The 26,523-nt window shown below is 67.9% G+C and carries 26 protein-coding genes and 1 riboswitch; of the genes, 6 read left to right on the top strand and 20 right to left on the bottom strand.

Annotated features, from left to right (window positions below; translation table 11 throughout):
- The first annotated feature begins 70 nt into the window (after positions 1–70).
- On the top strand, positions 71–1,498 hold the full coding sequence (locus tag AC3A3X_RS02305) for an FAD-binding oxidoreductase (protein WP_487581445.1): 1,428 nt from the start codon (positions 71–73) through the stop codon (positions 1,496–1,498).
- Between the two features lie 9 nt (positions 1,499–1,507).
- A complete protein-coding gene (locus AC3A3X_RS02300) occupies positions 1,508–2,368 on the top strand; it encodes an SEL1-like repeat protein (RefSeq protein WP_487581444.1) in 861 nt (286 codons plus the stop codon).
- 595 nt (positions 2,369–2,963) lie between these two features.
- Here the strand turns inward: AC3A3X_RS02300 and thiL are convergent.
- The 10 genes from thiL to glyA form a co-directional block, all read right to left on the bottom strand.
- A complete protein-coding gene (gene thiL, locus AC3A3X_RS02295; RefSeq protein ID WP_487581443.1) occupies positions 2,964–3,911 on the bottom strand; it encodes a thiamine-phosphate kinase in 948 nt (315 codons plus the stop codon).
- Positions 3,912–4,011: 100 nt separating this feature from the next.
- Positions 4,012–4,473, bottom strand: coding sequence for a transcription antitermination factor NusB (gene nusB / locus AC3A3X_RS02290; protein WP_241918476.1), 462 nt, complete (start codon positions 4,471–4,473; stop codon positions 4,012–4,014).
- Entirely contained in the window at positions 4,470–4,937 is a 468-nt protein-coding gene (gene ribH, locus AC3A3X_RS02285) for a 6,7-dimethyl-8-ribityllumazine synthase (protein WP_158733423.1), read from the bottom strand. Before ribH ends, nusB begins: the two co-directional genes overlap by 4 nt.
- A gap of 159 nt (positions 4,938–5,096) precedes the next feature.
- Positions 5,097–6,221: a 3,4-dihydroxy-2-butanone-4-phosphate synthase gene (ribB, locus tag AC3A3X_RS02280; RefSeq protein WP_487581442.1), complete on the bottom strand. Its 1,125-nt coding sequence runs from the start codon at positions 6,219–6,221 to the stop codon at positions 5,097–5,099.
- 155 nt (positions 6,222–6,376) lie between these two features.
- Positions 6,377–6,985, bottom strand: a complete 609-nt coding sequence (locus AC3A3X_RS02275) for a riboflavin synthase (protein WP_487581441.1) — start codon at positions 6,983–6,985, stop codon at positions 6,377–6,379.
- A 124-nt stretch (positions 6,986–7,109) separates the two neighbouring features.
- Positions 7,110–7,297: riboswitch (FMN riboswitch) on the bottom strand.
- Between the two features lie 284 nt (positions 7,298–7,581).
- Positions 7,582–8,361, bottom strand: a complete 780-nt coding sequence (locus AC3A3X_RS02270) for a class I SAM-dependent methyltransferase (protein ID WP_487581440.1) — start codon at positions 8,359–8,361, stop codon at positions 7,582–7,584.
- 29 nt (positions 8,362–8,390) lie between these two features.
- Positions 8,391–9,506, bottom strand: coding sequence for a bifunctional diaminohydroxyphosphoribosylaminopyrimidine deaminase/5-amino-6-(5-phosphoribosylamino)uracil reductase RibD (ribD, locus tag AC3A3X_RS02265; protein WP_487581439.1), 1,116 nt, complete (start codon positions 9,504–9,506; stop codon positions 8,391–8,393).
- Positions 9,506–10,027 (bottom strand): transcriptional regulator NrdR, encoded by a 522-nt coding sequence (nrdR, locus tag AC3A3X_RS02260; RefSeq protein WP_487581438.1) that lies wholly within the window; start codon positions 10,025–10,027, stop codon positions 9,506–9,508. Before nrdR ends, ribD begins: the two co-directional genes overlap by 1 nt.
- Before the next feature lie 53 nt (positions 10,028–10,080).
- Positions 10,081–10,605, bottom strand: coding sequence for a hypothetical protein (locus AC3A3X_RS02255; protein WP_487581437.1), 525 nt, complete (start codon positions 10,603–10,605; stop codon positions 10,081–10,083).
- The gene (gene glyA, locus AC3A3X_RS02250; RefSeq protein WP_487581436.1) at positions 10,598–11,851 is read right to left on the bottom strand and encodes a serine hydroxymethyltransferase; all 1,254 of its coding nucleotides are present in this window, start codon (positions 11,849–11,851) and stop codon (positions 10,598–10,600) included. The genes AC3A3X_RS02255 and glyA overlap by 8 nt, the downstream gene beginning before the upstream one ends.
- A 156-nt stretch (positions 11,852–12,007) precedes the next feature.
- Here glyA and lpxO point away from each other — a divergent pair, with 156 nt between their 5' ends.
- From lpxO to AC3A3X_RS02230, 4 genes are all read left to right on the top strand, one after another.
- Positions 12,008–12,916 carry a lipid A hydroxylase LpxO gene (gene lpxO, locus AC3A3X_RS02245; protein ID WP_487581621.1) on the top strand — a complete coding sequence of 303 codons (909 nt, stop codon included), beginning with the start codon at positions 12,008–12,010 and terminating at the stop codon, positions 12,914–12,916.
- A 235-nt stretch (positions 12,917–13,151) separates the two neighbouring features.
- Complete coding sequence (ettA, locus tag AC3A3X_RS02240) at positions 13,152–14,816, top strand: energy-dependent translational throttle protein EttA (RefSeq protein WP_487581435.1); 1,665 nt, start codon at positions 13,152–13,154, stop codon at positions 14,814–14,816.
- A gap of 379 nt (positions 14,817–15,195) precedes the next feature.
- Entirely contained in the window at positions 15,196–16,011 is an 816-nt protein-coding gene (gene pyrF, locus AC3A3X_RS02235; RefSeq protein WP_487581434.1) for an orotidine-5'-phosphate decarboxylase, read from the top strand.
- An 8-nt stretch (positions 16,012–16,019) separates the two neighbouring features.
- Complete coding sequence (locus tag AC3A3X_RS02230) at positions 16,020–17,354, top strand: NCS2 family permease (RefSeq protein WP_487581433.1); 1,335 nt, start codon at positions 16,020–16,022, stop codon at positions 17,352–17,354.
- Positions 17,355–17,432: 78 nt separating this feature from the next.
- Here the strand turns inward: AC3A3X_RS02230 and AC3A3X_RS02225 are convergent, their stop codons facing one another.
- The 10 genes from AC3A3X_RS02225 to xpsH are packed head-to-tail and all read right to left on the bottom strand — an operon-like array spanning position 17,433 to position 26,505.
- A complete protein-coding gene (locus AC3A3X_RS02225) occupies positions 17,433–18,320 on the bottom strand; it encodes a glycosyltransferase family 2 protein (protein ID WP_487581620.1) in 888 nt (295 codons plus the stop codon).
- Positions 18,307–19,146 (bottom strand): glycosyltransferase family 2 protein, encoded by an 840-nt coding sequence (locus AC3A3X_RS02220; RefSeq protein WP_487581619.1) that lies wholly within the window; start codon positions 19,144–19,146, stop codon positions 18,307–18,309. Before AC3A3X_RS02220 ends, AC3A3X_RS02225 begins: the two co-directional genes overlap by 14 nt.
- A 5-nt stretch (positions 19,147–19,151) precedes the next feature.
- Complete coding sequence (gene gspD / locus AC3A3X_RS02215) at positions 19,152–21,410, bottom strand: type II secretion system secretin GspD (protein ID WP_487581432.1); 2,259 nt, start codon at positions 21,408–21,410, stop codon at positions 19,152–19,154.
- Positions 21,411–21,419: 9 nt separating this feature from the next.
- Entirely contained in the window at positions 21,420–22,250 is an 831-nt protein-coding gene (locus AC3A3X_RS02210) for a type II secretion system protein XpsN (RefSeq protein WP_487581431.1), read from the bottom strand.
- On the bottom strand, positions 22,240–22,896 hold the full coding sequence (gspM, locus tag AC3A3X_RS02205) for a type II secretion system protein GspM (protein ID WP_487581430.1): 657 nt from the start codon (positions 22,894–22,896) through the stop codon (positions 22,240–22,242). Before gspM ends, AC3A3X_RS02210 begins: the two co-directional genes overlap by 11 nt.
- Positions 22,886–24,079: a PilN domain-containing protein gene (locus AC3A3X_RS02200; RefSeq protein WP_487581429.1), complete on the bottom strand. Its 1,194-nt coding sequence runs from the start codon at positions 24,077–24,079 to the stop codon at positions 22,886–22,888. The genes gspM and AC3A3X_RS02200 overlap by 11 nt, the downstream gene beginning before the upstream one ends.
- Positions 24,076–24,984 carry a type II secretion system minor pseudopilin gene (locus AC3A3X_RS02195; RefSeq protein ID WP_487581428.1) on the bottom strand — a complete coding sequence of 303 codons (909 nt, stop codon included), beginning with the start codon at positions 24,982–24,984 and terminating at the stop codon, positions 24,076–24,078. The genes AC3A3X_RS02200 and AC3A3X_RS02195 overlap by 4 nt, the downstream gene beginning before the upstream one ends.
- Complete coding sequence (locus tag AC3A3X_RS02190) at positions 24,981–25,634, bottom strand: type II secretion system protein GspJ (RefSeq protein ID WP_487581618.1); 654 nt, start codon at positions 25,632–25,634, stop codon at positions 24,981–24,983. The genes AC3A3X_RS02195 and AC3A3X_RS02190 overlap by 4 nt, the downstream gene beginning before the upstream one ends.
- A complete protein-coding gene (gene xpsI / locus AC3A3X_RS02185) occupies positions 25,625–26,047 on the bottom strand; it encodes a type II secretion system protein XpsI (RefSeq protein ID WP_487581427.1) in 423 nt (140 codons plus the stop codon). The genes AC3A3X_RS02190 and xpsI overlap by 10 nt, the downstream gene beginning before the upstream one ends.
- Positions 26,044–26,505: a type II secretion system protein XpsH gene (gene xpsH, locus AC3A3X_RS02180; protein WP_487581426.1), complete on the bottom strand. Its 462-nt coding sequence runs from the start codon at positions 26,503–26,505 to the stop codon at positions 26,044–26,046. Before xpsH ends, xpsI begins: the two co-directional genes overlap by 4 nt.
- Positions 26,506–26,523 lie beyond the last annotated feature (18 nt).

Raw genomic sequence — 26,523 nt, 5'->3', positions numbered from 1 at the left:
AGCAGATCCCTCGCTGCGCTCGGGATGACAGGTATTAGCCTTGATCAGCATTGCCTTATCCTTCGCAGCGATGAATACCCTACGATCCAGCCTTCATGCCGACATGTCCGCCCTGCTCGGCGATGGTTGGCGCACCGATCCCAGCGAGCGGCTGGCCTACGCCTACGACAACTCGCGACGGCAAGCGCTGCCCGATGCGGTGGCACTGCCGACCACGCGCGAGCAGGTCGTCGCGCTGGTGCGTGCGTGCCGCGCCCACGGCGTGCCCGTGGTCGCACGCGGACGTGGCACCAACACCACCGGCGCGGCGGTGCCGGTCGCCGCGGGCGTGGTGGTTTCGTTCGAGCGCATGAACCGCATCGTCGATATCCGTCCCGGCGATCGCTGCGCGGTGGTGGAACCCGGCGTCCTCAACGGCGATCTGCAGGCGGCGTTGAAGCCACATGGCCTGTTCTGGCCGCCCGATCCCACCAGCGCCGGCTACAGCACCGTCGGCGGCAACCTCGCCTGCAATGCCGGTGGTCCGCGCGCGGTGAAGTACGGCGCCAGCCGCGACAACGTGCTGGCAATCACCGCGGTGACCGGCACGGGCGAACTGATCCACTGCGGCACGGACACCACCAAGGGCGCGACCGGTTACGACCTGCAGCGCCTGCTGGTCGGCAGCGAAGGCACCCTGGCGCTGATCGTCGAGGCCAGCCTGCGCCTGACGCCGGCGCCGAAAGCGCGACGCGCATTGCGCGCGATCTACCGCGACGTGTCGAGCGCGGCAGAGGCGGTGGCACGGCTGATGGCGCAACCGCTGACGCCTTCGATGCTCGAGTTCATGGATGCCGATGCGGTGCGGCTGGCGCGCGATGTCGGCGGCGCCGACCTGCCGCACGATGCCGGGTCGCTGTTGATGGTCGAGGCCGACGGCGATGAGCAGACACTGCCGCACGACATCGAAGCGCTGATGCGCGCCGCCGAGGGCGATGGGCTGATCGCGATCGACGATGCCGCCGACGAGGCCTCGCGCGAGAAGCTGTGGGCCGCGCGCAAGGCGCTCTCGCCGTCGTTGCGCACGCTTGCGCCGGGCAAGATCAATGAGGATGTCGTGGTGCCGGTGTCGCGCATTCCGCAGCTGGTCGATGGCGTGCAGGCGCTGTCGCGCGAGTTCGCGTTGCCTATCGTCTGCTTCGGCCATGCCGGAAACGGCAACCTGCACGTCAACCTGCTCTACGATCCCGCTGACGCGTCGCAGAACGAACGCGCGCACGCGGCGATGGGGCGTGTGTTCGCACTGACGCTTTCGCTGGGCGGCACCTTGTCGGGTGAGCACGGCATCGGTCTGGCCAAGCGCGAGTTCATGCCGCAGGCGATCGATGCGCCGACGCTGGCAATGATGCGGGCGGTGAAGGCGGCGTTCGATCCGGACGGGATACTGAATCCGGGGAAGTTGTTGCCGGACTTGGCCAACCGCCGCCTGCCTATAGACGATAATGATTCTCATCCATAAGATTCCACCATGGACAGGAAGTCTTACTCAATCTTGGCTGTCGCGGCACTGAGCTTGACTGCTCTGCTATTGCCCCTGGAGGTCACCAAACCCTTTGCCAAAGTCAACGGTTCGGGGGAGATCAGCGCTCAGATCGAGGCGCACAAGGCTGGCCGGCCGAACAGGACGCGCCTGCCCGGCCAGGTTCGGCCAGGCCATGCATTCATCCTCAGTGAAACTTTCGAGCCGCCGACCGGCTCGGCCCTCGATGTACTTTCCGCTCTCGAACCGAAGGCAAGGAAGGGAGACGGGGAGGCTGCGTTTCAACTCTTTCTCAAGATCAACCAATGCCGAGAGCGGCTTCAGGCCGACCTGAGCCCCGGTGCCATCGCCATTTACCGCAAAACCGGAATCGAGCAAGGAATGTTGCGGACAGTTGAGACCGCAACGGAAGAATGTCAGGGACTGGATGCCGAGCAGTACGGCGGCGCAGGACGTTGGCTTGAACAAGCGGCTGATGCGGGTCTTCTTGGCGCCCAGTTGCTATACACAACGGATCCCCAGCTCATTCTTGGCAACCAACAGGACATGATCAGGTCCCCGGAGCGCGTCGAGCGCTACAAGCACAAATCGATGAACTTTCTGCATGGCGCCGCCAAGCGAGGCAGCGTGGATGCGTTGTCAAAGCTCGGTAACGCGTATGGGTCAGGGATCCTGACCAAACGCGATGCAGAACGCGCATACGCATACTACCAGGCCGCCAGATGGGCATATCCAGGCGCTGCCTCAAGCGAGAACACGGCCGCGCTAGAAAAAACACTGACAGGAAGTCAGCTGAAGAGAGCGACTCTACATGCAAGGAGCATATATGAAGAGTGCTGCACGCCGTAAGATTCTGCTGTTCACGGTCCTCGGGATCGCCCTCATCCTATCCGCCTGGTTGCTTGCCGTTGAACGAGGCCCATTTGTTTGCCTCCCCTGCCAGATTCAAACACCACTTCCAGACTCTGCGACGCGCCAATATCTTGAGCTCCAACGCCCACCCTCGCATATGCTCTTCCCGTTTGTCGGAAGCGACGACAAGTTCATCGTGTGCAATGCAACTCATTGCGCAACCTATCGGTTAACGTTCTCTAACGACTTCGCAGGAAGCGAGCGAGTCCGCATTACAGGCGGCGGCGGCATATCTCCGGGTCGACCTGCCCCCCCTATTGCGCCGCGGCCGCGAGACCCATCTCTGTGGGAGCGCTGCGCCTTTGGCAATGCAACAATTCTGGTCCCACCCGGTGGCTGTGATTTCTAGAGCACCTTTCGCAATTCGGCAAAACCTACTGGGCGCAAGATCAGCTTCTTTCGATCGACGCGTTTGCGGACCACGTCTTCGTAGCTTCGTCCGTGAATTTCAGCAGTCGCAGCAATGACGACCGCGGAGTCACTGGGGTGGGGCGTTGGTCCCGGCGTTCGCCGGGACGACGGAGATTGCCGGTCAGCCGAAGTGCTCGTAGCCCTTGCGCGGTGGCTGCCACTCCAGTGCGTCCGCGTCGAAGGCGCGCACGCCTTCCTTCGCGGTGATGCGACCGACCCAGCTGAGCTGCACGCCGACGCTGTCGGCAAGGCGCTGGACGTCGTCGAGGCGATCGGACGGTGCGGTGAAGCACAGTTCGTAGTCGTCGCCACCGGCCACCTGCAGCTGTCTGCGCGCATCGCCGCTGGCGAAAGCCATCAGCGCATCGGAGGCGGGCAGCGAATCCAGGTCGAGGTCGGCACCGATGCCGCTACCGCGGCATACGTGACCGAGATCGGCAAGCAGGCCGTCGGACAGATCGATGCAGGCATGCGCCATGCCGACCAGTGCCCGGCCAAGCGCGACGCGCGGCAGCGGCCGGTCGAGCCGGGTGCGCAGTCGCACATCAGCGGCCTCGCCCGCGCGCCATTGCTCCAGTGCCGCTGCGGCATCGCCAAGCGTGCCGCTGACCCAGACGTCGTCGCCGACTCGCGCAGCATCACGACGCAGCGCGCTTCCCGGCGCCACGAAGCCGTGTACGGTCACGCTGATCGACAGCGGGCCACGCGTGGTGTCGCCGCCGACGAGTGTGATGCGGTGCTGCGAGGCCAGGTCGAGGAAGCCGTCGAGGAAGGCATCGAGCCAGGTTTCATCGTTGTCGGGTAGCGACAGCGACAGCGTGCACCAGGCCGGCTCCGCGCCCATCGCAGCCAGATCGGAGAGATTGACGGCGAGCGCCTTCCAGCCGATGTCGACGGGCGCGGTTTCGGGCGGGAAATGCACGCCGGCATTGAGCGTGTCGGTGGCAACGACCAGCTGCATCCCGGCCGGCACCTGCAGCACTGCAGCATCGTCGCCGATGCCGAGGATCACATCGTCGCGGTGGGCGACGCGGGACTGGATGCGGGCGATGAGGTCGAACTCGGCCATGGTGTTGTCCTCGTCCCTGCCCTCACCCCGGCCCTCTCCCGCGAGCGGGAGAGGGAGCAAATCTACCGCCCTCTCCCGCAGGCGGGGGAGGGAGCGATCCTTACCTGCCGCGCGGCGCCTGCACTTCGGTCGCGCGCCATGCCGCGGCGGCATGGTCGAGCACGCCGTTGACGTAGGTGTGGCCGTGTTCGGCGCCGAAGCGCTTGACCGACTCGATGGCCTCGTTGATCACCACGCGATACGGCACGTCTGGACGCAGGCGCAGCTCGTAGGCAGCGATGCGCAGGGCGGCGCGCTCGATCGCGTCGACCTGGTCGATCTCGCGGTCGAGGAACGGCTGCAGCGCTTCGTCGAGATCATTGCAATGCTGGTCGACGCCGCGCACCAGGTCCTCGAAATACTCCAGGTCGGCGACTTCGTGCGCCTGCTCGTGGGCGAACTGCGAGATCACGTCCGGCGCGGTGGCACCCGACATCTGCCAGGCATACACGGCCTGCAGGGCGCGACGACGCGCGCGCGAGCGGGCTACGGGATCGATTCCATCGTTGCGACGGCGGTTCATGGCAGTTGTCCCAGCAGGTGACTCATTTCCAACGCGGCCAGTGCCGCCTCTTCGCCCTTGTTGCCGTGGCTGCCGCCTGCGCGGGCCTCGGCATCTTCGTGGCGCTCGACCGCGAGCACGCCGTTGGCCACGGGCAGGCCGTAGTCCAGCGATACACGCATCAGGCCATCCGAACATCCGTCGGCGACCTGTTCGTAATGACGGGTGTCGCCGCGCACGACGCAACCTAGTGCGACCACGGCGGCATGCTGACCGGCTGCGCCCAGGCGCGCGGCCACGAGCGGGATCTCCCAGGCGCCCGGAACGCGGATCACGTCGACCGCCGTTTCGGCCACGCCGTTGTCGGTGAACGTCTTGCGCGCGCCGGCCACCAGCGTATCGGTGATGCGCGGGTTCCAGCGACTGGCGATGATCGCGAAGCGCGCGCCCTCGGGGCTGCGCAGGTCGCCTTCGTAATGGGGCATGGGGGATTGTCCGGAGTGGGCGGGCATTTTAGCGCGTTAAGGGGACACTCCCTCCCCTGCTTGCAGGGGAGGGTTGGGGAGGGGTGCTCGCCGCTGCGGCGAGCGCTCGCCGCTACCCCCTCCCAGCCTCCCCCTGCAAGCAGGGGGAGGAGCAGATCGTCAGTGCGGCAATTCGACGTACTCGACCACTTCCAGGCCGAAGCCGGCCAGGCCGATCTGTCGGCGCGGAGTGCCGAGCACGCGTAGCTTGCCCAGGCCGAGGTCGGCCAGGATCTGGCCGCCGGCGCCATTGCGACGCCACTCGGCCAGGGCATGGCCCGGGGGGGCCGCCGCCGGCGTGGCGTCGGCGTCGGCATGCAACGGCGCGCGCACGCGCGCCAGCAGTGCGTCGGCGTCGGCGCCGTCGGCCAGCAGCACCAGTGCGCCGCGGCCCTGGCCGGCGATCGCCTTGAGCACGTCGCCGACCGCGGGTCCGAAATCCGCGCGCCGCCAGTGCAATGCGTCGGCCAGCGGATTGAGCATGTGCACGCGCACCAGCGTCGGCGATGCCGGATCGGGCTCGCCGCGGCGCAGGGCGAAATGCAAGCCGTGGCTGAGGCGGTCGCGGTAGGTGAACAACTGGAACGGGCCGTGCTCGGTCTCGATCTCGCGCTCGTCGATGCGTTCGACCGTGTGTTCGGTTTCGAGGCGGTAGCGGATGAGCTCCTCGATCGAGCCGATCTTCAGACCGTGCTCGGCGGCGAACGCTTCCAGCTGCGGGCGACGTGCCATGCCGCCGTCGGGGTTGAGGATCTCCACCAGCACCCCGGCCGGCTCCATGCCGGCCAGCAGCGCCAGGTCGGCCGCCGCCTCGGTGTGGCCGGCGCGGTTGAGCACGCCGCCGGGCTGGGCCTGCAGCGGGAAGATGTGACCGGGCTGCGAGAGGTCGCTCGGCGCCGCGTCCGGACGCACCGCGGTGCGGATGGTGTGGGCGCGGTCGTAGGCGGAAATGCCGGTGGTGACGCCCTCGGCCGCTTCGATGCTGACGGTGAAGTTGGTGTGGTGCGGCGAGGTGTTGTCGCGGACCATCGGCGGCAGGCCGAGCTGGCGGCAGCGTTCGCGCGTGAGCGACAGGCAGACCAGGCCGCGCGCGTGGGTGACCATGAAGTTGATGTCCTGGGGGCGCACCAGTTCGGCGGCCATGATCAGGTCGCCTTCGTTCTCGCGGTCTTCGTCATCGACGATGACGACCATGCGGCCGTTGCGGATCTCTTCGAGCAGTTCGGGGATGGGGCTGAAAGGCATGGAGGTGTTCCTTGAATTACGTCATCCCGGCGAAAGCCGGGACCGTTCACCTCGACCGTCATCCCAGCGAAAGCCGGGATCCATTTTGCTGTTGCTGGTTCGGTTCGAAGCAAGGGCAAGGTCAAGATGGGTCCCGGCTTTCGCCGGGACGACGGTCACTGGTTGGTTTGATCGCATCCGGCCAGCAGGCGCTCGACGTAGCGCGCGACCAGGTCGATTTCGAGATTGACTGCATCACCGATCCCGGTCTGCGCGAACGCGGTGTTGGCGACCGTATGCGGGATCAGCGCGACTTCGAAGCCGTCGGCATCGACTTCGTTGACGGTCAGGCTGACACCGTCGACGCAGATCGATCCCTTCTTCGCTATATAGCGCAGCAGCGGCGCCGGGGCGTTGAAGCGCCAGCGCTGCGCGCGCGCATCTTCGGTGACGGAAGCGACACGGCCGAGTCCGTCGACGTGGCCGCTGACCAGGTGACCGCCGAGGCGATCGGTCGGGTGCATCGCCCGTTCCAGGTTCAGCACGGCACCCGTCGTGAGCGCGCCGAGCGTGGTCAACGACAGGGTTTCGTTGGAGGCGTCGGCAGCGAACGAGTTCGCGTCGAACTCGACCACGGTCAGGCACACGCCATTGACGGCGATGCTCTCGCCGAGCTTGACCGAATCGAACTCGAGCGTGCCGACGTCGACGGTCAGGCGAACGTCGCCGCCGCGGCGCTCGGTGCTTGCCAGGCGGCCGACGCCTTCGATGATGCCGGTGAACATCAGCGCACCTCCGGCAGGGAGGCGACGCAGGCAGTAATGACGATGGACATGAAACGTTTCCCGCAAAGGTGAGCGAAAAACGCCCCAAGGCATGAGGCAGGCACACGGCCGCGAGGCCGTGCGCAGCTGTCTTCTTTCATCCGGACTGTGAGCGGCGCCATGGCTGGCTCCGCTGGACCGTCGGCTCCGGCATCTGACCGGATCTGCTGACCCTCCGGCGTGACCGGAGGCGCTCGCGGGCTCGTGCAGACTGGCCTGGGCTGGCCTGCACCTACCGCCGGTGGGGAATTCCACCCCGCCCTGAAGACGTCGTGTTGTGGTTGCCGGTGGATTGGCGCGGCGATTCTAGCATCCGGGTGCTGGGCGGCCTGCGGGCGGCCTGGCGGACGCACTGTTCCACACGCGCTGGCGGGTAGGTAGGTTGGTAGGAGCGAGCTTGCTCGCGATCAGCCTTGCAGGCTCGGATACGCCCGATCGCGAGCAAGCTCGCTCCTACGGCAATCGGCCTTGCAGGCTCGGATACGCCCGATCGCGAGCAAGCTCGCTCCTACGGCAATCAGCCTTGCAGGCCCGGGTACGCAACAACGGCGCCGGGGCTAGGGTTTGCGGCGCAGATGCAGGAACAGGGGCCATTGGATCGGGCGAGTGTCGCCCTCCTCGCCCCAGGCGGCGGCCAGCGCCGGGCCGTGGCGGGCGACCGGGTCCTCGCCGGTATCGGCGGCGCAGCGGGCCACCGCCGACATGCTCGACAGGTAGCGCAGGAACTGGCCCAGGCCCCATTCGACCTCCAGCCACAACTCCGGTGCCGGCAGCGCCGGGAACGGCCAGTCGTAACCGGCGTAGCGGGCATCGATCTGGGCGCGCTCCGGCGGCCAGTAGGGTTCGATGCGGGAACGGAACGCTGCCACGGCATCGATCATCCCCTCCGGGGCGATGAAGTCGCCGTAGCCCCAGGCCGCGAGCACGCCACCATGCGTGAGCACGCGCTCGCACTCGCGGAAGAAGGGTTCGCGATCGAACCAGTGCAGCGCCTGCGCGACCGCCACCAGCTGCACGCTGCCGTCGGCCAGGGTGGTGCGTTCGCCGGGTTCGACCGCGAGGCTGACATTGCCCTGCCCGCCCTGCGCCCAGTGCTGGGCCAGCTGCTTGCCACTGGGTTCGGTGGCATGCACGTGGACGAAGCGGGCCGCCAGTCCGCTTGTGGCCTGGCCGCTGCCGCAGCCCGGCTCCCAGACGCGGGCGGTGGCGGGAACCACCGCGGCTATCGCGTCGAACAACGCGTCGGGGTATTCCGGGCGCGCCTGCGCATAGGCGTCGGCGATGCCGGAGAAATGGTCCTTGAAGGTGGATTGCGTCGTTGCCGGGTCCGTGGGCATGACTGCCTCCCTTCGTGTGGCGTGCTTCGCTAGCCGCCTGCTTTCGTCGGTGCGGCCGCCGGTTGCGGCTGCAACAACAGTCGCACGTCCTGGCCAATGTAACGCGACTCGACGATGGCCAGATTGAGCTTCTGCGACATCGTGTCGATGGCCAGCCCATCGAACAGCGGCCGCGCACGCTCGCCCAGCAGCACGGGCGCAACGTACAGCAGCACTTCGTCGACCAGCCCCGCGGCGAGGAAGGCACCTGCTAGCGTGGCGCCGGCTTCGAGCTGGATCTCGTTGACGTCGCGCTCGGCAAGCAGGCGCAGCACCGCGTCGAGGTCAAAACGACCCTCGCGCACGGTCACCGCCGCCAACTGGGCCTGGATGCCGCGCGACGGTTTGGCATCGGGGGCGTGGATATAGAGCGTCGGCGCATCGCCTTCGCGCACGCGGCCGCGCGCGACCGTGGCCAGGCCCGGATCGAGCACGACGCGCAGCGGTGCGACGAACGGGGTGTCGTCTTCCAGGCGCACGGTCAGCGACGGGTCGTCGGCGAGCACGGTGCCGGCGCCGGTCACGATCGCGCCGGCGCGCGCGCGCCAGTGCTGCACGTCCAGGCGCGAGGCTTCGCCGCTGATCCACTTCGACTCGCCGCTGGCCAGCGCACTGCGTCCGTCGAGGCTGGTCGCCAGCTTCACCCGCAGCCAGGGTCGGCCGCGTTCCACCCGCGACAGGAAGCCGCGGTTGAGCGCGCGCGCCTGGGTTTCCATCAAGCCCGATTCAACCGCTATTCCGGCGGCCTGCAAACGCTCGAAACCGGCGCCGTCGACCTGCGGAAACGGATCGCGCATCGCCGCCACGACGCGCGTGACGCCGGCGGCAATCAATGCATCGGCACACGGACCGGTGCGACCGGTATGCGCGCATGGTTCCAGCGTTACGTAGGCCGTCGCACCGCGGGCTCGTTCGCCCGCTGCACGCAAGGCAAAAACTTCGGCATGCGGTTCACCGGCACGCTGGTGCCAGCCTTCGCCGACGATTTCATCGCCGTGCGCGATCACGCAACCCACCATCGGGTTGGGCTTGGTGGTGTAGGCGCCGCGTTCGGCCAGGCGCAGGGCCTGGGCCATCATCGCGTGGTCGGTCGCGGTGAACGCCATCAGCGTTTCCTGCCGCGTGGCGCCGGCTCGGGCTCGCCTTCCAGCAACGGCAACTGGCCCTCGGCGGAGCTGTCGCTTTCGAGACGGTCGAGTTCCTCGCGGAAATCCGCCACGTCCTGGAACGCACGGTAGACCGAGGCAAATCGCACGTAGGCGACGTGGTCGAGCTTGCGCATCTCGGCCATGACGAATTCGCCGACGCGACGCGACTGGATTTCGCGCTCGGCAGTCATGCGCAGCTGGTGCACGACAGCGCGCACCGCCGCTTCGATCTGTTCTTCCGACACTGGCCGCTTCTGCAAGGCGCGGTCGAAGCTGGCCCGCAGCTTGCGCGCGTCGAACGCCTCGCGGCGACCGTCGCTCTTGATCACCAGCGGCAGCTTGAGCTCGATGGTTTCCAGAGTCGAGAAACGTTCACCGCAGGCCTCGCAGACGCGACGGCGCCGAATGGTGGCACCATCGTCGGACACGCGCGAATCGATGACGCGGGTGTCGTTGTGCTGGCAGAAGGGGCAATGCATGCGACTAGGTCATCGCCTGAGAGGCCGGGAACGAGAAAGCAGGGAGCAGCATGTCATTCCCTCTCAATGGATTGTGCCGATAGCACCAAGGCTTCCCGCAAACGCTCCACAGAGTCGGTGAAGTTTGCTTCGAGCCTTTCGATCTCGGTCATGGTCGAGTTGATCGCCAGCTGCTCAACGGTACTCGAATAGGCCTCGACGAGCAGATTGCGCGCATCTCGCTGCATGGCTCTGACCTCCGCAAAATAGAGTCGAGCCTCTGGCAAATATACTCGTGACAGGAATTCAAGTTCAGCAATGGAGGCGTCATCCACTTCCCGGACGGGCTCTCTGCTGCCATGGTTGGCGGTCATCTTGGCTGCATGTGTGTACGAGAAAACCTGAGCATGGATTCGCTCGACCACCCGGTTCAATCGTTCAAGCTGCGCAATCTTGCGGATGCGCTTCGCTTCGCTTGCCTGCTGCTCGATGGTCCGCTTGGTAGTTGCATACGCAAGCCAACTACCCACGAGCACACCAAGCAGGGCAAATGCGCCGCCGATCAACGCAGCCCAGATGCTCGCGCCGACTTCACCCATACACCGGGAACTTGCGGCACTGCTGGGTGACCTTCTCGCGCACTGCGGCGATGACCTTGTCGTCGCCCGGTGCATCGAGCACGTCGCAGATCCAGTTGGCCAGTTCGACGCAGTCGGCTTCCTGGTAGCCGCGGGTGGTGACCGCTGGAGTGCCGATGCGCAGGCCCGAGGTCACGAACGGCTTCTGCGGGTCGTTGGGCACAGCGTTCTTGTTGACCGTGATGTGGGCCTTGCCGAGCGCGGCTTCCGCATCCTTGCCGGTGACGCCCTTGCCGATCATGTCGATCAGCATCAGGTGGTTCTGGGTGCCGCCGGAGACGATCTTGTAGCCGCGCTTGATGATGGTCTCGGCCATCGCCTGGGCGTTATTCACGACCTGTTGCTGGTAGGTGGTGAATTCCGGCTCCAGCGCTTCCTTGAAGGCCACGGCCTTGGCCGCGATCACGTGCATCAGCGGACCGCCCTGGATGCCCGGGAAGACGATGCTCTGCAGCTTCTTGACCAGGTCCTCGGACGGGTCCTTGGCGACGATGATGCCGCCGCGCGGGCCGCGCAGCGTCTTGTGCGTGGTCGAGGTGACCACGTGCGCGTGCGGCAGCGGGTTCGGGTAGACGCCGGCGGCGACCAGGCCGGCGACGTGGGCCATGTCGACGAACAGGAACGCACCGACCTTGTCGGCGATGGCGCGGAAGCGCGCCCAGTCGATGTGCTGCGAGTAGGCCGAGAAGCCGGCGACGACCATCTTCGGCTTGTGCTCCAGGGCGAGCTTCTCGACTTCGTCGTAGTCGATCATGCCCTGGTCGTTGACGCCGTACTGGACGGCGTGGAACAGCTTGCCGCTGACATTGACCTTGGCGCCGTGGGTGAGGTGGCCGCCGTGGGCCAGCGACATGCCCAGGATCGTGTCGCCCGGGTTGAGCAGGGCCAAATACACGGCCTGGTTGGCCTGCGAGCCCGAATGCGGCTGGACGTTCGCGTAGTCGGCACCAAAGAGCTGCTTGAGGCGGTCGATGGCGAGCTGCTCGGCCACGTCGACGTACTCGCAGCCGCCGTAGTAGCGCTTGCCCGGGTAGCCCTCGGCGTACTTGTTGGTCAGGACGCTGCCCTGGGCCTCCATCACGCGCGGGCTGGCGTAGTTCTCCGAGGCGATCAGTTCGACGTGATCCTCCTGGCGGCGGGCCTCATGGGCGATGGCCTGGGCCAGTTCATCGTCGTAGCCGGCGATACGGGCAGAGCTGGGGAACATTCGCGAAACCTCGAACGGTGGGGTAAGGGAGCCTGGGAGGGGTGGCGCAATCAGACCCCGGATGGTAGCCCAGGGCTTAAAATGCGGCCAGCAATGTGCCCCCTGACCCCAGGCGGCCCGATCTGACCTCCATTTCCCCACCCCACAGGGAACCCGATCGTGAAATGGCTTTTTGTCTTCCTTTTCCTCGCCAGCGCGGTCTACGTGCACTTCCGCGGCAAGGTACGGCACCGTCTGGGCCGGCAGCTGCTGGACCATTCCACCTTCATGGCGCCGGTCAACGTGCTCATGTACGCGTTCTCGCGTGTGCCGACCACCGCCTTCATCCCTGAACCGGGCGACCACTTTCCCGAGCTGGAGCCCCTGCGCGCCAACTGGCAGACGATCCGCGAGGAGGCCCGCCGCCTGCGCGAGCTGCAGCACATCAAGGCCGCCGAGGGCTACAACGACGTCGGCTTCAACTCGTTCTTCCGCCGTGGCTGGAAGCGCTTCTACCTGAAGTGGTACGACGACGCCCACCCGTCCGCGGCCGAACTGTGCCCGCAGACCACGGCCCTGCTGCGGCAGATCCCGAGCGTCAAGGCGGCGATGTTCACCGAACTGCCGCCGGGCGGCGAGCTGCGCCCGCACCGCGACCCCTTCGCCGGCTCGCTGCGCCTGCACCTGGGGCTGGAGACGCCCAACGACGACGGCTGCTTCATCGAGGTCGACGGCAGCCGCTACAGCTGGCGCGACGGCCAGTGGACGATGTTCGACGAGACCTTCATCCACAGTGCCCGCAACGACACCCAGAGCAACCGGATCATCCTGTTCTGCGACGTCGAGCGGCCGATGAAGTACCGCTGGGCGCAGGCGCTGAACCGCTTCATCGCGCGCAACCTGATCGCCGCCGGCGCCTCGCCGAACATGGAGGGCGACAAGACCGGCGGGATCAACCGGCTGTTCAAGTACTTCTATGTGCTGCGGCTCAAGGCCAAGGGGCTGAGGGAGCGCAACAAGAACCTGTATTACGGGCTGAAGTATCTGGCGGTGGTGCTGGTGGCTGCGTTCATCGTCTGGATCTGAACTTCTCGAGCTGGACGAATCCCGTCGTCCCGGCGCACGCCGGGACCCAGGCCCTCGCCCTGGCCGGTCGCGACGGCTTGACGCCTGAGGCTTCGCCACTGGATCCCGGCGTTCGCCGGGATGACGGGGGACTTGGGCGGGCGGGAGTGGGGCTTGAGCACGTATAATCGCCGCTTCCCCGCCCTGCCCCAGGCCTCCCGGCCCGGCTCGGCGCGTCCCGCGTTCCGGAGTGCCCATGTCGCAATACATCTACACCATGAACGGTGTCAGCAAGACCGTTCCGCCGAAGCGCCAGATCATCAAGGACATCTCGTTGTCCTTCTTCCCCGGCGCGAAGATCGGCCTGCTCGGCCTCAACGGCGCGGGCAAGTCGACGGTGCTCAAGATCATGGCCGGCGTCGATACCGACTTCGTCGGTGAAGCGCGCCCGCAGCCGGGCATCAAGGTCGGCTACCTCGCCCAGGAGCCGCAGCTCGACCCGACCCACACCGTGCGCCAAGCCGTCGAAGTCGGCGTCGGTGACGTGCTCAGCGCGCAGGCCGCGCTCGATGCGGTTTACGCCGCCTACGCCGAAGAAGGCGCCGATTTCGACAAGCTGGCCGCCGAGCAGCAGCGCCTGGAGGCGATCCTCGCCACCGGCGACGCGCATATGCTTGAGCAGCAGCTCGAAGTGGCCGCCGACGCCCTGCGCCTGCCGCCGTGGGACGCGGTGGTCGGCAAGCTGTCGGGCGGTGAAAAGCGCCGCGTAGCGCTGTGCCAGCTGCTGCTGCAGAAGCCGGACATGCTGCTGCTCGACGAACCGACCAACCACCTCGACGCCGAGTCGGTGGAGTGGCTGGAGCAGTTCCTCGCGCGCTACACCGGCACCGTGGTGGCCGTCACCCACGATCGCTACTTCCTCGACAACGCCGCCGAATGGATCCTCGAGCTCGACCGCGGTCGCGGCATTCCGTGGAAGGGCAACTACACCGACTGGCTGATGCAGAAGGAAGAGCGTCTCAAGCAGGAAGAAGGCCAGGAGAAGGCGCGCCAGAAGGCGATCCACAAGGAACTCGAGTGGGCGCGCCAGAACGCCAAGGGCGGCCGCTCCAAGGGCAAGGCACGTCTTGCCCGCCTCGACGAACTGCAGTCGGTCGACTACCAGCGCCGCAACGAAACCAACGAGATCTTCATCCCGCCGGGCGAGCGCCTGGGCAACTCGGTGGTCGAGTTCAAGAACGTCAGCAAGAAGTTCGGCGACCGCCTGCTGATCGACAACCTCAGCTTCCTCGTTCCGGGCGGCGCGATCGTCGGCATCATCGGCCCGAACGGCGCCGGCAAATCGACGCTGTTCAAGATGATCACCGGCCAGGAAAAGCCGGACTCCGGCGAGATCACGATGGGCTCGACGGTCAAGCTGGCCTACGTCGACCAGAGCCGCGACAAGCTGGAAGGCAACCACAACGTCTTCCAGGAAGTGTCCGGCGGCCTGGACATCCTCAACATCAACGGTGTCGAGATCCAGTCGCGCGCCTACATCGGCCGCTTCAACTTCAAGGGCCAGGACCAGCAGAAGCTGGTCGGCACGCTGTCGGGCGGTGAACGCGGCCGCCTGCACATGGCCAAGACCCTGCTGCAGGGCGGCAACGTGCTGCTGCTCGACGAACCGTCCAACGACCTCGACATCGAGACCCTGCGTGCGCTGGAAGATGCGCTGCTGGAGTTCCCGGGCAACACCTTCGTCATTTCGCATGACCGCTGGTTCCTGGACCGCATCGCCACGCACATCCTCGCCTTCGAGGGCGACTCGCACGTGGAGTTCTTCCAGGGCAACTACCGCGAGTACGAGGAAGACAAGAAGCGTCGCCTGGGTGCCGAGGGTGCGCAGCCGCATCGGTTGAGGTTCAAGGCGTTGAAGTGACGATCTGGCCCGCGCCCGCTCTGCGGGCGCGGCTTTGCCAGATCGTCATCCCGGCGAAAGCCGGGAGCCATTTTGCTGTTGCAGTCGCTTTGTACCGTCGTCCCGGTGAATGCCGGGATCCATGTTGAAGTTGATGTTGTCGTTGCTGTCGCAGCAGCTCGTCATTCCCGCGCAGGCGGGAACCCAGTGACTTGCCGAGCGAAGAGCAAACGTCCATGGATTCCCGCCTGCGCGGGAATGACGGCTTTAAGGCGCTGGGTTCCCGCCTGCGCGGGAATGACGGCTTTAAGGCGCTGCGTTCCCGCCTTCGCGGGAATGACGGCTTGAAGACGCCGGGTTCCCGCCTGCGCGGGAATGACGGCTTGAAACGGAGAGACACGTGACCTTCATTACGTCCCTGAAGCAACGCTGGACCCAGGCCGACTCCCTCGTCTGCGTCGGACTCGATCCGGAGCCGGCGAAGTTCCCGGCGCGCTTCAAGGGCGACCCGGATGCGGTGTTCAACTTCTGCCGCGCCATCGTCGACGCCACCGCGCAGTACGCCTGCGCGTTCAAGCCGCAGATCGCCCACTTCGCCGCGCTGGGCGCCGAAGACGCACTGCAGCGGCTGGTCGCGCATATCCACGCCGCACATCCCGGCATCCCGGTGATCCTCGACAGCAAGCGCGGCGACATCGGCAGCACGGCCCAGCATTACGCCAGCGAAGCCTTCGACCGCTACAGCGCCGATGCCGTCACCGCCAATCCGTACCTCGGCCGCGATTCGCTGCAGCCGTTTCTCGACCGCGCCGACCGCGGCGTGGTGATCCTGTGCCGCACCTCCAACCCGGGCGCCGCCGACCTGCAGGACCTGGTGGTCGCCGACGGCCGTCCGCTCTACCAGCACGTTGCCGAGAAGGTCGCGCGCGAGTGGAACAGCCATGGCAACTGCGCGCTCGTCGTCGGCGCGACCTGGCCGCAGCAGCTGCGCGAAGTACGCGCGATCGTCGGTGACATGCCGTTCCTGGTGCCGGGTGTCGGCGCCCAGGGTGGCGATGTCGAGGCGGTGGTGACCAACGCCCGGACCGCCGACGGCACCGGCCTGATGGTCAGCAGTTCGCGCGCGATCCTGTATGCCTCGTCCGGCGATGACTTCGCCGAGGCCGCGGCGCACGCGACGCGTGAGTTGCGCGACGAGATCAACCGCTACCGCTGAACCTCGCCATGCCCAGCCGCGCCCTCGAATCGCTGTTCAAGCTGCGCGAGCACGGCAGCGATGTCCGCACCGAACTGGTCGCGGGCCTGACCACGTTCCTGACGATGTCCTACATCGTCTTCGTCAATCCCAGCATCCTCGGCGACACCGGCATGGACGTCGGCGCGGTGTTCGTCGCGACCTGCCTGGCGGCCGCGATCGGCTCGCTGGTCATGGCCTTCGCCGCCAACTACCCGGTCGGCATGGCGCCGGGCATGGGCCTCAATGCGTTCTTCGCCTTCACCGTCGTCGGCGCCATGGGCTACAGCTGGCAACAGGCGCTGGGCGCGGTGTTCATCTCCGGCATCGTGTTCCTGCTGCTCACCATCACCGGTGCACGCGCGTGGCTGATCGCCGGGATCCCGCACTCGCTGCGCAGCGCGATCACCGCCGGCATCGGCCTGTTCCTGGCGATCATCGCGCTGCAGAAGTCCGGCGTGATCGTCGGCAACCCCGACACGCTGGTGTCGCTGGGCGACCTGCGCGAACCCGAACCGCTGCTGGCCGTCGCCGGCTTCCTGCTGATCGCGGTGCTGGAAGCCTGGCGCGTGCGCGGCGCGATCCTGATCGGCGTGCTTGCCGTCACCGCCGCGGCGCTGCTGCTCGGCCTGGTCCAGTACAACGGCCTCGTCGACCTGCCGCCGAGCCTGGCACCGACGTTCCTCCAGCTCGACATCCGCGGCGCCCTCGGCGGCGGCGCCGGGTTGTCGCTGTCGGCGATGCTGCATGTGGTGATCGTGTTCGTGCTGGTCGAGGTGTTCGACGCCACCGGCACGCTGATGGGTGTCGCCCGTCGTGCCGGGCTGCTGCCGACCGACGATGCCACGCCGGCGCAGCAGAAGCGGTTTGGTCGCGCCCTGTTCGCCGACAGCAGCGCGATCCTGGCCGGCTCTCTGCTCGGGACCAGCAGCACGACGGCCTATATCGAGAGCGCATCGGGCGTGCAGGCCGGCGGGCGCACCGGCCTGACCGCGCTGGTGATCGCGGCGCTGTTCCTGCTGGCGCTGCTGTTCTCGCCGCTGGCATCGATCGTGCCGCCCTATGCGACCGCGCCGGCGTTGCTGTTCGTGGCCGGACTGATGCTGCGAGAGCTGGGCGACGTGCACTGGGACGACCTCAGCGAGTCCGTCCCGGCAGCGCTGTGCACGCTGGCGATGCCGTTCACCTACTCCATCGCCAACGGCCTGGCGTTCGGTTTCATCGCTTACGCGGTGATGAAGTTGTTCACGGGGCGCACACGCGAGGTGCACTCGGCTGTGTGGGTGGTGGCGGTGTTGTTCGTGCTCAGGTTTGCACTGGCCTGACGGCTGCAGTTGTAGGAGCGAGCTTGCTCGCGAAACGCCTGTCCGCTACTGACACGCCGGTCGCGAGCAAGCTCGCTCCTACAGGGCGCGCATGCGCGCGCGCGCGTATGCGAGCGGGAAGCGCAGCCAGATCGCCGCGAACACGCCCAGGGTGACCCACAGGCTGCGCCCGGGCGCCTCGAACCTGCGGAAGTAGCGCCACAGGCCGCGGTGCTTGTGCCACTCCACGAACAGCGGGCGCGAGCGACTGGACACGCCGCGCACGTGCAGCACGCGGATGTGGTTGGCTACCGCGATCGTCGCCCCGGCCTCGCGCGCGCGGCGGCACAGGTCCAGGTCCTCGGCGTGCAGGCGATACCCTTCGTCGAAGCCGCCGATGCGCGTGAACAACGCACGCGGCATCAGCATCAGCGCGCCGGAAATCGCCTCGACCGGCTGCAGCGCCAGCGTGTCGTCGATCGGCAGTTCGAGTTTTGCCGCCGGCATGCCGCCAAATGCGCCGGCAAGCATCGCCGAGAAATCGGGATCGCGTCGTCGCGCGGCGCCGTCGCGATGACCCTGCTCGTCGATCAGGTCGGCGCCGAGCAGGATGTCGCCCCGGCCTTGCGCCAGCGCGCGCAGCCGCGACAGTGTGTCGCGTTCGACCAGGCAATCGGGATTGACGAAGGCCAGCCACGCGGCATCGCCATTGGCGTCGCGCGCGCCCTGGTTGCAGGCGACGGCGAACCCTGGATTGTCCGGGTTGGCGATGAAGCGCACGCGCGCATCGGCCATGGCATGGCGCTGGACGATCTCCAGGGTGTCGTCGTCGGACTGGTTGTCGACCACGCGAATGGCCGCCAGGCCGTCGGTGCCGCGCAGGCGCTGCAGGCAGTCGTCGATGGTCTCCGCGCTGCGGTAGGTCACCACAACGACGGCGATGCCGTCCTGGCGGGTGACGGCGACGGAGGAATCAGGCGAAGAGATCACGTTGCGGTTCCGGAGGGCCAATGCTGTCGAGCAGTACTGCCAGTTGCGTGCGCGACGCCCGTAGCGGGTCCTGCATGAGGAAGTTTGCCAGCCGCGGATGCCAATCCGGCCAGCGCGCCGCCAGCGCGTCCATGTCGCCATCGAACGGCACGCCTTCACCGCGGCGGCCGACGAAGGCGGTATCGCACAGCACATTGCGCCAGCCCAGTCCGGCCAGGCGCAACGACAGGTCGATCAAGGCCGCGTACCACGATCCATAACTGCTGGCATCGAGGCCGCCGGCACGACGACGGGCGCTGCCGCGGATCAGTACCGCATGGGTCACGGCCGCCGGCAGTTCCGGATGCAGGGCCGGCATGCAGGCAGCCGCGCGCGCGAGCCGCGCGAGATCCTGGGGAATGTCGTCGATCTCGCCGATGCGTGGCCAGGCGGCCGCCTCGCCGGCATTGCTCCACGGCGTCGCGGTGGCGATGGCGCCATCACTGGCGAGGCCGGCAGACAGGCGCGCCAGCCAACCCGGCGATGGCGCCGCGTCGGGGGCGAGGACGGCGACATCGGCATCGCCGCACGCCGCCAGCACTTCATCCAGGTGCGCCACTTCGCCGACGCTGCGCTGCCGGCGCGTGTAGTCGGCCTTCAGCGCAGTACGCGCGACCCAGCGTTCGATGATGGCGTAGGCGCGGGGACCGGCCTGGGCGTCGTCGGCCAGCCACACCTGCGTGCCGGGTGCGGTGGCGGCATCGAGCGCGGCCAGACAGCCATCGAGCGCCTCATCGTCGCCGCCGACCGGCACAACGACGATCGGCGGTGGCGCAAAGGACACTGATGTCACTGCTGTCCAGGCCGGCGGGGTTTGCTCTGCAGCGGCTCCATCGCGCGGAAACGGCGCCCGTACTCGTCGGTCAGGTCGCGGGCTTCCTGCGGGTTCTGCACGATGGTCGGTGTCAGCAGGATGATGACTTCGTTGCGGGTCGTGCGTGAGCTCTGCGTGCCAAACAGCGCACCGATCACCGGAATCCGGCTCAGCCCCGGCAGGCCCGAGGCCCCGCGCGTGACGCCATCGTTGATCAGGCCGGCCAGCATTACCGTGTCGCCGCTCTGCACCGCGGCTTCGGTTTTGAGCTTGCGCGTGTCGATGCGGACGTTGCCGTTCGGGTCGGCGGTATCTGGACTGCCCGGCGTGCTGACTTCCTGGACGATGTCGAGGAAGACGACGCCGTCCTTGGCCACGCGCGGGCGGACCTTGAGGATGGTGCCGGTATCGAGGTACTGCACCTGGCTGTAAGTGTTGTCGGAGCCGACACCCGGGTTGACCGTGACCGACGAGATCGGGATTCGGCTGCCGACGTTGAGCGTGGCCTCGGCGTTGTTGCGCACCATGACCGACGGCGTCTGCAGCAGCTGCAGGTCGGTGATGCTGTCGAGCGCGCTGATCACTGCCGCGGCGTCGTTCTTGAACAGCGACCAGACCAGGCCGTTGCCGCCGACGCCACCGATGCTCGCGCCCAGCGTGCTCCACTTCGGCGGAATGCCGGTACCGCGCGAGGTCACGTCGGGAAAGCCGTTCTCGAGCGCGGCATTTTCGAGGAACCAGCTCACGCCGTAGCGCAGCTCGCCCTGCAGCTGAACTTCCACGACCTGCGCCTCGATGTGCACCTGCATCGGCATCACGTCGAGCCGGTCGATCACGTCGCGGATCGACTTCCACGCCGACGGGCTGCTGCGCACGATCAGCGAGTTGGTTTCTTCCACCGCCGATACGCCGACGCGGTCGCCGTCGACCTCCAGCGTGAGGCCGGCATTGCCATTCTGGCGGGCGTTGAGCGAGAGCGAGCCTTCGCCAAGGCCGCCGCCACCGCTACTGCCGGAGCTGTCGGTGTCGCCGCCACCCAGCGTCGCGGTACTGCCGTATCCGCTGTCCTTGAGCTCCACCGATTCCAGTCCCGGCATCAGCGAGGGCGCACCGTTGCCACCGCCGCCATTGCTGCCGCGACCGCTGCCGAACACATCGGAAAGGCGGTCGGCGAGGTCCTTGGCCTTGATGTACTTCAGCTCGTACGAATACAGCTGCACGCTGCCGCCGGCGTTGTCGATCCGGTCGAGCCACTGCTGGATGTCGTCGAGATAATTGGCCTGCGAGGTGATCACCAGCACCGCGTTGGCGCCTTCCAGCGGCATGAAGCGGAACATGCCTGCCACCGGCGACTTGCTCTGCTCGCCGAACACTTTCTCCAGGTCGGCCACGACCTTGGTCGCCTTGCCCGACTGCAGCGGGAACACGCCCACCGACATGCCGGCCAGCCAGTCGACGTCGAACACCTGGATGGTGCGCAGGTAGTTCTCGAGCTCTGCGCGGCTGCCGCCGACGGTGATGACGTTGCGCGAGTTGTCGACGTTCACTATCGCGTTGGGCCGCGCATACGGCTTGAGGATCTTTTCCATCTCGGTGGCCGAGACGTACTTCAGCGGCACCGTGCGCACTTCGAAGCCGCGCGCGTTGGCGGCGCCGCCGGTGCGGGCTGCCACGTTGCCGGCCAGGGCCTGGTCGGACGCAACCACGTTGTAGCGGCCGCCGCTGTAGACCAGGCGCGCGTTGTTCCAGCCCAGCACCATCTCCAGCAGGTTCAGCGCCTCGGCCGGACTGACCGGCTTGGGCGTGGCGAGGGTGACGGTGCCCTGCACGCCCGGGGCAATGACGTAGTTCTGCCCGAGCATGTCGCCGAGGATGGCCTTGACCACTGCGTGCAGGGATTCGCCTTCGAAGTTGAAGGTCGCCGAGCCGCTGGTCGCGCCCAGGTTCGGCGGCGGCGCGGAACCGGCGCTCTGGTTGATGACCTGGCCGGTGCCGCGGCGGATCTGCGGACGGGCATCGCCGCCGGTGGTCGACTCGGGCAGCGCCTGCGTCGTGGTGCCGGCCGCGGGTGCGCCGGCGCCGGCAGTCTGCTGCGCGGGAGAGGGTTGGCCGTCGCGCCTGACCTTGGGCACGGGTGCGGTCGCGCAGGCGGCCAGCAGGCTGGCAATGGTGGTGGTTACGATCGCCTGGGTGGCGAATCGGCGAGCGGCGAGCTTCCGGGCGCTGGGCTTCATGCGTTCACTCTAAGGCGTCTTGGCCGGGGGTTGCGCGGCCTGCTGCTGCCGCATCTGCGCACGTCGCGCTTCGATCCGCTTGCGGATCGCTTCCATCTGCGCCTCTGGTGTCATCGGCGCATCGTCATTGTCCTGTTCTGCCGGTCGCGGCGTCGCTTGGCCGGGGGCAGCGGCACCCGGTGTCGCGCGTGCCGTGTTGGCGGGCGGGCGCCCCGGCGTTGTCGCCTTCGGCACCGGTTGTGGCGCAGCCTGGAGCGAGGTGCCGACCGGTTGCGGCAGGCCCGCCGGCAGCGGCTGCGGCGGCAATGCATTGAGTGCGGTCGGCGCTTGCCCGCCCTGTCCGTCGAATACGCGCAAGGTCATCTCGCGCCGCCCTTCGGGGCCTTCGAATACGGCACTGCGCGCATTGAGCGCGGTCAATCGCCAGGCCGGATGCGATTCGGGCACGTCGCCCAACTTCACCCGCACCGACTCGCTGCCGTCGGCCGGCTGCAGGATCGCCATGTGCAGGTTGGGCGTGATGAGCACGCTGGTCAGCAGGTAGTCGAAGACGTTGTCCTTGCTTTCGCCATCGCCCTGCCCCTGCAGGAAAAATGGTTTTGGTTGTCGATCGGTCGAGAACAACGGGCGCGTACCCATCTGCGCGTACTGCGCAAGCGGACCCAGGCGCTCGGCCGCCTGTGCGCGCGTGGTTGGCAGCGGCCGCAACAGGCTCGGGTCGGCGTCGAGTTCCGGCGCGTGCCGACCCATGCCAGCCAGGGCCAGCAGCCAGGCCAGCACGGCCCAACCGGCAACGGTGGCGAGCAACCAGGTGCGCGGGCCGGCGTCGTCAAGGCGCACGCGTCACCTCCGTGGCTGCGGCACCCGGTCGCAGGTAACCCGACAGGTCGAAGCTGACATCGAGTCCGCCATCGCCGCCGGTCTGCGTGTTGCCGGGCAGGAAATAGCCGCGCGACGACAGGATGTTGAGATTGCCGACGAACAGCCGCGGCGCGCCGCTTTCCAGCGCATGCAGCACCGCGGCCAGCTCCGGACTGCCGCAGCGCATGCGCACCTGCACCACCACGCGCGCATAGCGATCGCGCCTGGGCTCGGTCAACGGCGAGCGATTGCTGATCGCGCAACTGCGGTTGCCCGGGCTGGCCTGGGCGACGACGGCTTCCAGTCGCTGCACCAGGCCGGCGGTGGCCAGTTCGGCGCTGCTCTCGGGCAGGAAGCCCGGCTGGCGCGCTTGCTGGGTGCGCAACTGCTGCAGCCGCTGGGCGACCAGCGGTGCCTGCTGCAACTGCATGCGCTGGCGCAGCTCGCGCTCCTGCAGCGTCTGCAGGCGCTCGCTCGCCTCCATCATCGGTACCGTCCACCACGGGTGCACCAGCACCAGGTAGGCCAGCGCCAGCGCCGCCAGGAACAACCCCAGCGCCAGCCAGCGATCGCGGTCGATGCGGGCGGCGCCGGCGCGCGCGGGTGCCTTCGCGTCATTGGCCATCGTCGGACTCCGCTGGCTGCGCGGCCGCCGGACGTGGCGCCGCCGCCGGCCCCAGTTCGGCCGTCAGCGTGAAGCGGTCGCGTCCGCTGGATGGATCGGGCATCAGCGCGCCGGTCAGTGCCGGCGCGCGCCACAGCGGCGAGCCCTGCAGGCGCTGGATCAGCGACGGCGCCTCGCGGCTGAGGCCGATCATGGTGATCGTGGTGTCCTCGATGGCGAGCTTTTCCAGATAGGTGTTGTCGGGCAGGCGACGGGTCAGTTCGTCGATCACTTCCAGCGAGGTCGGCCGCTTCGCGCGCGCACCGTCGAGGAATGCCTGGCCCTCGGTCAGTTCGATCAGCGTCTGCCGCTGCGTCGCCGCGGCACGCGCGGCAGCGGCGTGGCGGGCGATGGTCTGTTCGAGGTCGGCGGCAGCGGCGCGGCGATTGTCGAGCAGTTGCCACATCGTCGCGGCCACGGCCAGCAGGGCAACGGCGATCAATGCCAGGTTCCAGTAACGGAACGGGTCGCCATGGTGGCGGCGCTGCTGAGCCGACAACAGGTTGACGCCGAGCGGTACGCCGCCGCTGCCGGCGACATCGATGCCGGCCAGCGTGTGCGACAGCGATCCGAGCGCGGCCAGCTGCGGATCCAGTCCCTGGCGCGGCACCACCACCAGTTCGGTATCGAGCATGCCGTCGCTTTCGCGGCGGCCGAGCACGCGCGCGTCGAAGGCGACGCTGTCGGCGGTGAACGGGGTCTGCCGGTCGATCTCGAAACCGACCACATCGCGCAGGCGATCTGCGGCGGCGGCGGGAAGCGCCAGGCGGCGGCGCAGTCCGGCCGCCGCCGGCAGCAGCAGCCAGCGCGGCAGATCGGCCAGGCGCGGCGGCAACAGCGGTGCCAGCGGATCAGTCGCCGATTCGGAGGCGGACTCCAGGGCGAGCGCTGGTAGCGACCCCAGGTCATGCAGTTGACCACCCTGCTGCAGGCGCAACTGCAAGGTCTGGTCGTGCAGTTGCAGCAGCAGCCGGCCGCGGTCGAAGCCGAGCACACGACGCACGCGCATCGGCAGCCAGGCGGCGAGGTGGTGCCCCCACCAGCCCAGGAAACCGCCCGCGCCCGGCGCCAGGCGCGCGCCTATTCGCCGCAACCGGTCCTGCGCCCAGTCGGCTCCCTGCCGTGTCTGGCTGCTTGCATTCATCGTGGTGAAGCTCCCTCCTCCCAGCGCAGCGGAGTGTAGGCCATGCCGGGCAAAGCCCCACCCCCGACGCGGACAACGACCCGCAACAGCGACTCGCGACCATCGGCGAGTCGAGCACGGCTGTCGATACTATAGGTGCCGCTGCCGCCTCCGGCCACGCCGACGATTTCCCCCGGAACGCCCTGCGCCAGGCCGTTGGCATCGCCGCCACGCCGCTGCGCGACCAGGTCGGTGCCGTTCAGCCCCATCGCATCGAGCACCGCCCCGGCAGCGTAAGCCGCATCCGGGCGGGCTCGACCGCTATAGACGGTCAGGTAGGGTTCCAGCCGCGCGTACAGCGACGGGGTGAATCCGATCACCTGTTCGAGTTCGGCGACGCTCTCGAACTCGGCGTCCTTGGCGCCATACGGCAGTCCGGCGGATGCGTAGTCAGCGTCTTCACCGCCGCCGGCGGCCTGCGTCAGCGGGTCGGGATCGCGCCAGTCGACGATCGCCGCCGCCAGCCGCGCCGCCTGCGATGGGTCCATCCGTGCGCCGCCTCCGGTCGATGCCACGCGCTGGATCAGCGCGGCCAGCATCTGCGGATCGGCCTGGTTGAGGTCGACCTTGCCGCTCTCGTCGGTCATCTGGACCTCGACATCGGCATCGCCGTAGCGCCAGCGATAGGCGCGTCCGTCCGGCCGCCATTTCAGGCGCGGGTCGCTGAGGCCGACGCGGGTCAGGGCGTACTCCATCCCGGCGCGGGCCGCACTGGAGGCGACCAGGCCACGAACCAGCACGCGTCCCTGCAGGCTTTCGATGCGTGCCAGCAAGGCGAAGGCACCGATCACCGAGGTCAGCAGCACGATCAGCCACAGCACGAGGATCAGTGCCGTACCGCGCACGCCCGGTCGAAGCGCGGTCATAGCTGCTGCACCGTCAAGCCGGCACCATCGACCTGCGCGGCCAGTGGCAATGACACCACCAGCGGCGGCCAGGCCCGTCCGTCGCGATCGACCAGGGTCACCTCGACCAGCAGCGGCAGTCGTTCACTGACCTCCCACTTGTCCTGCCAGTCGCCCAGGCGTCCTTCCTCGTTCAATGCCCGATAGCGGAAGCGCGCTTCGCGCAGGCCCTCCACCAGCAGTTCCGGCGGACGTGGCTGCGGCTCCTCGATGGTCTGGCCGGCCAGCACCATGCTCAGCGCGAGCGAGATGCGCGCATCGTCGCCATCGGCCTCGATCGTCAGGTCGTGCAGGTACGGGCCGCCACGACCGAGATAGTCCGGCAGGTCGGCGACGAAGCGCAGACGGTCCGGCTCGCCGACGAAACGGATCGGCGTGCCCTGGCTTTCATCGAAGGCGAACGCCACCGGCCGCGCAGCCGTCAGGCGACTGCGCAGGAAGCCGGCGACGGCGCGCATGTGCTCGCTGCGGTCGGCCATCGCCTCGCCACGGATGGCGGTGCGGTTGGCCGCGCCGAGCGTGGTGAATGCCAGCGCCAGGCCAGCCACCAGCAGCACCGTGGCCAGCAGCACCTCGATCAGGGTGAAACCGCGCGCCTGCCTCATGGCAATGCCGCCTCCCCGCCTGCGACGGCGGTGCGCAGGGAACGCAGTTGCAGTCGTTGGCCGGGCCCGGCGTCGCCCCACTGCACCGCCAGGGTGACCTCGAACAGGCCCGCGGCATTGGGATCGACCTGCTGCCTGGCAGCCGCGATGCTGGCGTCGCGCCACGGCGCGATGCGCAGTTGCCAACGGTAGCGGCCATCCTCGAATTCACCGTCGCGCTGACCGGGCGCGATCACCTCGCCGGCGCCGACCTGGGCCAGCAACGACTGTGCGTACAGCGCCGCGCGCGCGGCATCGCTGGAGCCGCGCACCTGCCGCGCCGCGCCCGAAAGAATTCCCAGCAGCAAGGTCAGCGCCAGCGCCAGCAAGGCGAAGGCGACGATGACCTCGAGCAGGGTGTAGCCGCGCTGGCGCTTCATGGCGGCGGCGCTCCCGCGGCACGGCGCAAGCGCACTTCACCGGTCAGCCAGGCCACGTCGATATTCCAGGCCGCGCTGCGCGCACTGAGCTGGACGCGGCCACCGGTGCTGGCGCCGTCGGCGAAAAACACGATCGCGCCTTCGCCGCGCCGCGGCTGCACTTCCCGCGCACCGGTGAAGGTCACGCGCAGGGCCGGAGCGATCTCGCCCTTGCGGCCGTTGGGCGCGGTCCAGGCGTGCGCGGCCGGATCGAGGGTGAAGCGTTGCGGCTTGCCCGTGGCGATGGCCTGCGTGCGCGTGTAGCGCAGTTGCGCCGCCACCGACTTGGCGGCCGAGCGCAACTGCATGCCCTGGATGCCGCCACCCAGCGCCGCCGCGGCGAGCACGCTGATCGCGGCGATCAGCGCGATCACCAGCAGCATCTCCAGCAACGATGCGCCGCGGGCAGGATGCTGCATTGGGCCAGGTCCCCGATG

It is taken from the genome of Lysobacter sp. Soil_N_23 (assembly GCF_057656135.1).
This window is presented reverse-complemented; position numbering and strand designations above follow the sequence as displayed.